This window comes from Citrobacter sp. MGH 55 (assembly GCF_016906145.1).
Classification (GTDB): Bacteria; Pseudomonadota; Gammaproteobacteria; order Enterobacterales; family Enterobacteriaceae; genus Citrobacter_A; species Citrobacter_A amalonaticus.
Genome location: NZ_CP070239.1, coordinates 5,036,162 through 5,043,419, shown reverse-complemented (window position 1 = coordinate 5,043,419; position 7,258 = coordinate 5,036,162). Strand labels below are relative to the sequence as shown.

At 50.1% G+C, this 7,258-nt stretch carries 5 protein-coding genes and 1 pseudogene (1 of these 6 only partly in view); 5 read left to right on the top strand and 1 reads right to left on the bottom strand.

Features of this window, described 5'->3' with window-relative positions; genetic code table 11:
- A partial coding sequence (locus JTI98_RS21055) for a PHP domain-containing protein (RefSeq protein ID WP_216081778.1) occupies positions 1-791 on the top strand: 791 nt, incomplete at its 5' end.
- Between the two features lie 95 nt (positions 792-886).
- Here the strand turns inward: JTI98_RS21055 and JTI98_RS21050 are convergent.
- Positions 887-1,201, bottom strand: coding sequence for a PTS sugar transporter subunit IIB (locus JTI98_RS21050; protein WP_216081777.1), 315 nt, complete (start codon positions 1,199-1,201; stop codon positions 887-889).
- Positions 1,202-1,532: 331 nt separating this feature from the next.
- Here JTI98_RS21050 and JTI98_RS21045 point away from each other — a divergent pair, with 331 nt between their 5' ends.
- From JTI98_RS21045 to JTI98_RS21305, 4 genes and pseudogenes are all read left to right on the top strand, one after another.
- Positions 1,533-2,222 carry a Crp/Fnr family transcriptional regulator gene (locus tag JTI98_RS21045; protein ID WP_043001670.1) on the top strand — a complete coding sequence of 230 codons (690 nt, stop codon included), beginning with the start codon at positions 1,533-1,535 and terminating at the stop codon, positions 2,220-2,222.
- Positions 2,223-2,328: 106 nt separating this feature from the next.
- Positions 2,329-3,162, top strand: a pseudogene (locus JTI98_RS21040) (class I SAM-dependent methyltransferase); the annotation flags it as partial.
- A gap of 523 nt (positions 3,163-3,685) precedes the next feature.
- Positions 3,686-5,230, top strand: coding sequence for a peptide MFS transporter (locus JTI98_RS21035; RefSeq protein ID WP_043001668.1), 1,545 nt, complete (start codon positions 3,686-3,688; stop codon positions 5,228-5,230).
- A 598-nt stretch (positions 5,231-5,828) separates the two neighbouring features.
- Positions 5,829-7,258: the 5' portion of an autotransporter outer membrane beta-barrel domain-containing protein gene (locus tag JTI98_RS21305; protein ID WP_252869609.1), read on the top strand. 1,513 nt of this gene lie beyond the right edge of the window; only the first 1,430 of its 2,943 coding nucleotides appear in the window; it begins with the start codon at positions 5,829-5,831; the stop codon falls past the right edge of the window.

Sequence of the window (7,258 nt, the reverse complement as noted above, 5' to 3'; positions counted from 1 at the left end):
GGCGGATAACCGATCACAACTCGGCGCGGTCCGTTGAGGAAGCTATTCACTATGGCAATGAAAACGCTGTGAGAGTGATGACGGGCATTGAAATTGACTGCTCGTTTGCGGGTAATAACTATCATCTGCTGGGCTACGGTTTTCGTCGTGATTGTCGGGATTTTGACGTCGTCGAGCAGAATTTCCACCATCTGGAAAGCGTCGCGACCCCGCTGAAACTGGCGAAACTTCGGGCGCTCGGGTTCCAGCTTGACGTCGATCGCCTGTATGCCCTGGCGGGCGATCGCGTTCCGCAGGAAGAGCAGATGGCGGAGTTAATTTTAGAGGATGCGCGCAATGCGAATCATGAACTGTTGCTGCCGTACCGGGCAGGGAACTCTCGCAGCGACATGCCGTTGATTAACTTCTTCTGGGATTTTTTTGGCCGCGACAAACCCTGTCATGTGAAGGTTGAACTGCCGCCCATGGCAGAGATGGCGTCGATGATTATTGATAACGGCGGTATTCCGGTGATTGCGCATATCGGCGCCAACGTAAAGGAAAAGCCGTTGTCGGTGATTGAGCAAATGTTGCCGCTCGGCGTACAGGGCGTGGAGGTTTTTTCCAGCTATCATGATGAAGCACTTCGTCGCGAACTTTATCAGTTCACGCTGGATAAAGCGTTGTTGGCGACCAGCGGCAGCGATTTCCACGGTAAAAACAAGCCCAATATCAAGATGGGCAGCAGCCAGCCCTGGGCGGCCGCACTGCCGAAGACGCTGGAAATTCTTGAAAGGGTGACGCTTTACTAACATAGACAAACCCGGCGTAACGCACCGGGTTTAATTTTTTGAGATTGCCCCTGTTATTCTTATTCATGAGCGGAAGCGGCAAATACGTTGCGGCGTCAGGCTGCCAGCTCAGGCATTTTCTCCATCACAAAGTTTAACACTTTCTCCGCATCCAGCGACGCGTAGGGCAGGCTTTCAATAATGGCGACAGGGCGTGCACTTCCGACAATGTCATAAATTTCATTGAGCTTGTACTGAATATGCGGCGCTATGAGAAAACCGTCGAAAGCGGGCGCCACGCTTTCGAAATTATCCAGCCCCACCGCGCTTATCATGAGAGGATAGCCGCGGCTTTCAGCCAGTACCTGCATCTTTTTGGCAAGAGAATTTGCCGTATTCCCGAACAAACAACCTATCAGAAGCTTTTTCATGTTTTTGACCTCCTGAAAACGGTTCACAGAATAGGGCTGACTGTGTTCAAAAAATGAGCGCCACATCTTATTTGCATAACAAATATATTCAGCGTCGGTAGCGCAGACCTCTGGTGCCTCCTGCCGTGAAGACAAGTCGATGACACTTAAGTGGAACTGAGTTCCTGAACACGTCATGAAAAGGTGTGGTACGCATAGCAGTCAATTCGCATCAATGTGACAACACAGGGAGTTGGCGATAGTAAAAGAGACAGATGTCCTTTTTGTTATCGCCGCGCTCACTTTATTGTGCTATCCCATAAAGGGAAAATGGGATTGCGTCGAGGGGAAGATGAAAAATATCAATGACAGTGCCTTAAAAGAGCGGTTTATTTTAACGAACAGGTTATCGGCGATAATTAACCCCTCCCTGTTAGCGACACTACGTCTGGTCAAAATTGATGCCGGGGAGTATCTGATGACGCAAAACACCTATTTGACGCATCTCTATTTCCTGGTTGACGGTAAACTGCAGGTCGAGCGCCATAATCCAAACGGGACGCACGCGGTTTATTCTTTTGAAACGCCTTTTTCGGTGGTTGGCGAAATGGAACTTTTCTCCATTAAGAAAAGTAAGGCCGTCGGTTCCGTTCAGGCATTAACGGACTCATGGTTACTGACCCTACCGGTCGAGGCCGTAAAAGAACACGCGATGAACGATCCTGCTTTTCTTCTTTTTATGTGTCAGAATTTAAGTCATAAACTACTGCATAATTCACTGATCCATTCCAGTGGCGCGATTTCGGTGGAATCTAAATTGCGTAAATTCTTACTTATTAAAACGCAAAACGAAGGCGCCACAATTCAACTGGAGAAAAGAGAGTCGCTCGCGGCCATGTTGGGTGTTTCTGTCAGGCAACTCAATCGTGCGCTGATAAAACTTGCGCAGCAAGGGATTATTCAACATAAAAATAAAACCCTGAAGGTGATTAATCCTGTTCGCTTATCAGATTTTCCTGCTGACAAATCTGAATTGGTGTGAGTTGGAGTGGGGTAAATAATCCCGGAAGCATGAGATAATGCGCCCGTTGTGAAGGCAGGCTGGAGCGATATTTCAGCCACCAGGTACATTACGATGAGATCAACGGATGAATCTTCTTGAACTGACACTTCTGAGTGGACAATACAACGATCGTGAAACGGGCGGAAAGATCCCGTGGAATGATCCGGATTTCAGCCGCAGGATGCTGGAAAACCATTTGTCGCAGGAACACGACTGGGCCAGTCGTAAACTCTCGGTCATTGAACAACAGGTCGACTGGATCGCCCGCCAGCTTCCCGTGGGCGCAACAATACTTGATTTGGGATGCGGCCCCGGCTTTTACACTCAACGTCTCGCGCAGCGCGGATTTGATTGCACTGGCGTCGATTTTTCTCCGGCCTCTGTGCAGTGGGCGCGAGAACAGGCGCAGAGCGCAGCGCTGGATATTGAATATCAGGAACAGGACGTCCGCGACTACCAGCCTGATGGCACGTTTGATTTCATTATGATGACCTTCGGTGAAATCAATGTCTTCAGTTTTGAGGATGCGCAACGGCTGGTGGCGCGTAGTGCAGCCTGGCTGAAGCCGGGGGGCAAGTTGCTGATTGAAGTGCATACGTTTGACGAAGTCAAAAGACAGGGGATGGCTCCCGCGTCCTGGCAGCGGTGTCCAGAGGGGCTGTTTCTCGCCGAACCGCATCTGTTATTGAGCGAAAATCGCTGGAATGAAGAAACGCAAACGAGCACCACGACGTTCTGGGCGCTCAAGGCCGACGCCAGCGTTGTGCATTTTAGCAGCCAGACGCGGGCCTGGCGGGATGACGAGTATTTGCAGTTGCTGGCGCAGTGCGGTTTTCACACGACGACCCGTATTGCCGCTGAAGAGTGGCCGGTCAGTGAAACCTTTGCCGGCAAGCTCTACGCCCTGATGGGACGTCGAGAGACGGTATAAACGACAATTGCTCTGCGCTGCAACCAGAGAAACCCGATGCCCGATGGCTTACGCTGTCGGGCTTTTTCGCTATAACGGGGAACCTTACCTGGCAAGGGCATGATTCATCCTCAGGACTCAGCTATGTCATTCGGGCGACGGCGAAGCGATTCAACCTCCCGTGCAAGTATCTCAGTAAAAAAATGCCCTGGAAGATACAGCTCGATCCTTCGCGCTTCCCGGGACAATGCTTGTAGATAACACCTTGTTTATTAAAAAATTGATAGGCAATTATTTGCAAGCCTTTAAAGTCAATCATTATCCTTGTTTATCAAACAGAAAATCTACAAAACTAGACATCTATCGAGTTTTCATCTTAAAGTCCCGATGTTGGCACTAGACAAAACTGTCTTATGGTTATCAAATGGTTAAATAATATTTCGCTGGATGTGAATGATCGACCAGATAGATGAATGGTCGGCGGGTAATTCAGCGGCTACAAGCAAGACAACACACCATTTCGGGAGAAATTATGCATTCCTCTGTTAATAAAAATGAAAGCCGAACGTTCTTCGGCCATCCCTATCCGCTGGGGTCACTGTTCTTCACGGAGATGTGGGAACGGTTTTCGTTTTATGGCATTCGTCCGTTACTGATTCTGTTCATGGCCGCGACCGTCTACGACGGTGGCATGGGACTGGCGCGGGAAAATGCGTCTGCTATCGTCGGTATTTTTGCCGGCAGTATGTACCTGGCAGCGCTGCCGGGCGGCTGGCTCGCGGATAACTGGCTCGGGCAGCAACGCGCGGTGTGGTACGGCTCGATCCTGATCGCGCTCGGCCATCTGTCGATTGCCCTGTCGGCCTGGATGGGCGACAACCTGTTTTTCATCGGTTTGATGTTTATCGTGCTGGGGTCGGGTCTGTTCAAAACCTGTATCTCGGTCATGGTGGGAACCCTCTATAAGAAAGGCGATGCCCGCCGCGATGGCGGTTTTTCGTTGTTCTACATGGGGATTAACATGGGGTCATTCATTGCCCCGTTGATCTCTGGCTGGTTAATCAAATCTCACGGCTGGCACTGGGGCTTTGGTATCGGTGGGATCGGGATGCTGGTCGCGCTGATTATCTTCCGCGTGTTTGCCGTTCCTTCCATGAAACGCTATGACCGCGAAGTGGGGCTTGATTCGACCTGGAACAGCCCGGTGGTGAAGAGAAACGGCGTGGGACGCTGGTTGCTGGCGCTGGCCGTTGGTGTTGCCATCATTGTGACGCTGATTGCCCAGGGCGTGATTGTCATTAATCCGGTCGCCGTTGCCAGCATGCTGGTCTACGTCATTGCCGCGTCTGTGGCGCTCTACTTTATCTACCTGTTCGTGTTTGCCGGGCTGACCCGCAAAGAGCGCGCCAGGCTGTTGGTCTGCTTTATTTTACTGGTTTCTGCGGCCTTTTTCTGGTCGGCGTTTGAGCAGAAACCAACCTCGTTCAACCTGTTTGCAAACGACTATACCAACCGCATGATCGGAGATTTCGAAATTCCAGCCGTCTGGTTCCAGTCGATCAACGCCCTGTTTATCATCCTGCTGGCTCCGGTCTTTAGCTGGGCCTGGCCGGCACTGGCGCGCCGAAATGTGCGCCCGAGCAGTATCACCAAGTTTGTTATCGGTATTCTGTGCGCGGCAGCGGGCTTTGGCCTGATGATGATGGCGGCGCAGAATGTCCTGAGCAACGGTGGAGCAGGCGTATCGCCGTTCTGGCTGGTGGGCAGCATCCTGATGCTGACGCTGGGTGAGCTGTGTCTGAGCCCGATTGGTCTGGCGACCATGACGCTGTTAGCGCCCGAAAGAATGCGGGGTCAAATGATGGGTCTGTGGTTCTGCGCCAGCGCTTTAGGTAACCTGGCGGCGGGTCTGATTGGTGGGCATGTTAAGGCTGACCAACTGGACATGCTGCCTGATCTCTTCGCCCGCTGCTCCATTGCATTGCTGATTTGTGCGGCAGTACTGATTGTGCTGATTGTTCCGGTGCGTCGGATGCTGGAAAACGCGCAAACGAAAACGGAGCAAAAACCGGCGTAAAATGCCTGACCGATAATTAACACTCGCAGATAAAACCGGTGCCTGATGCGCCGGTTTTATTTTTTCTTGCCAGGTAAAATCTTTATTCTGACGAACAAACGCCCGTCTCATAATCGTTAATGCTATTCCCACCAGAACATGCTTCAGGCTGAAAAAACGTCGGCCTGTTGTCGCTATGTTGCCGGAGATGATCGGCGAAATACCGTCACTCTTCCTCACAAAATGAGGTTTCACATGATCCTTTATGTCTGATTAATGAGGAAAGATCTTAAGTGGAGATTAATTATTCTTAAACACCTCATTTCTGAACTGCATTTAAAGAAATAATATGCTGTATATAATTCTATTTAAGGAATTATATTCTTTTATTGTTTTGTTTTTAAGATGATTGAATTGTCATCATGGCTAAGATCATTTCATTTGTTCTCACGCCTGATATCTGGAAAATATTGCCTAAATACCGCAATGAGACTCAGGGCGTTTGGGTCGGAAGGACATACGTTACATTGCCGTGACTTTTACTTAACGCATTCACAAATACACTGCATTTAATCATGCGATGTATAGCGTGCTGTTATTTCGATACAGTGGAATTGATATGAAGAGAAAAGAATTTAAATTAACAACCATGGCGTTGTTAATCAGTAGTCTGTTAATGGCAAATAACGCCGGTGCAGTCATTCATGATGTAGATGGTATTATTAGCGGAAGCGGGATCATCGCTAAAGATCAGGAATATAAAATCATTAGCACCGCAGGGGAAAACAATACGATCTCCGTGGCGAATAATGGTGGTGTAACCATTACCAACCCAGGCGGAACGCCCACGGTCTCGGGTGGGGGCGAATTTGAAAACGGTGACTTTTTAATTTCCAACGGGACAGTGATTGTTGCCAACAGCGGAACCATTAATTTAGGTTCAGGGACTACCGTGAATCATATCATCGGCGATGTCATTCCAGGCACCGTCGAGGGGCGACCAGATATTCCGCTGGATAATGATTATCAGTTCATGTATGCGGTGGGTATCGTTCAGGTTGGTGGTAACAGTGCAGCCTATCTCGCGCAAAAAGGCTCGATCGTTGCCGATAATTTGACGATAAATATGAGTCAAAAGCGTGATGGCAAAGATATTGCGGGCATTCTGGGCAATAAACACAATGGCGTCTTTACCTTAACCGGCACCACCACGGTTAATTCTGCGGTGACCGGGGCGAATGGGAAGAATTTCGCGATCTATGCAAAGTCGGGATCGAAAATCAACGCTGAAAATTTGATCGTCAATAGTAAGGGGACATTCTACGCCGTCGGCCTCGATTCGGAATCCAGTGTGGATGCCGACCGTTCACTGATTCGTTATAAAAATGCCACGATTACATCCGTCGCCGATCAGTATGCGGACGGTATCAGTTCTAACGGGGCTGACGTTGAAGCGTTGGGCAACACCGCTATTGATGTCACCGTGAACGATGCGAATGGCGTGATTTCCGGGATCTGGGTTTCAGATGGTCTCACCGGCGTTGATCTGGATGCACATGTGACCATGGCAGGGAAGACGAGCCTGCTGCTGAAGTCAGGCGCGGAGAGTACGGTTCTCAGTGGTGTCGAGTCCGTGGGCGCTTCGCAGTTTACCAGTAACGACCTGAATATCACGCTGGACACTCAGGGGCATCAGCAAACAACCGGTACCGGCATTCGGGCCAGTAAAGAAGATGCGCTCACGGCGGGTAAAATCGACATTAATGGTCGTCTGAACATTGATGTTGTCGATACCACCCGCAGTGGGAGCTGGAAMTACGTTCAGGCGAATAAAGGCGGCGAGATCACACTAAACGGTGAAGTGCAACTGGGGGTTAACTACAACGACCCGGATGCCACTGCCATTCTGGCGGAAAATGCCGACTCCCGTGTGACGATTAACCCGCAGAAAATCGACGTTATCGGGACGATTGAAGCCCTGGATTCCGCCGTGGTTGATGTGAATGCGATTAACCAGTCGCGTTTCGTCGGCGGGATGGTCACCAGCGG

Excerpts from the sequence above, each read along its gene's own strand:
- JTI98_RS21050 (WP_216081777.1), bottom strand. The coding sequence starts at position 1,201 with ATGAAAAAGCTTCTGATAGGTTGTTTGTTCGGGAATACGGCAAATTCT.
- JTI98_RS21045 (WP_043001670.1), top strand. The coding sequence starts at position 1,533 with ATGAAAAATATCAATGACAGTGCCTTAAAAGAGCGGTTTATTTTAACG.
- JTI98_RS21035 (WP_043001668.1), top strand. The coding sequence starts at position 3,686 with ATGCATTCCTCTGTTAATAAAAATGAAAGCCGAACGTTCTTCGGCCAT.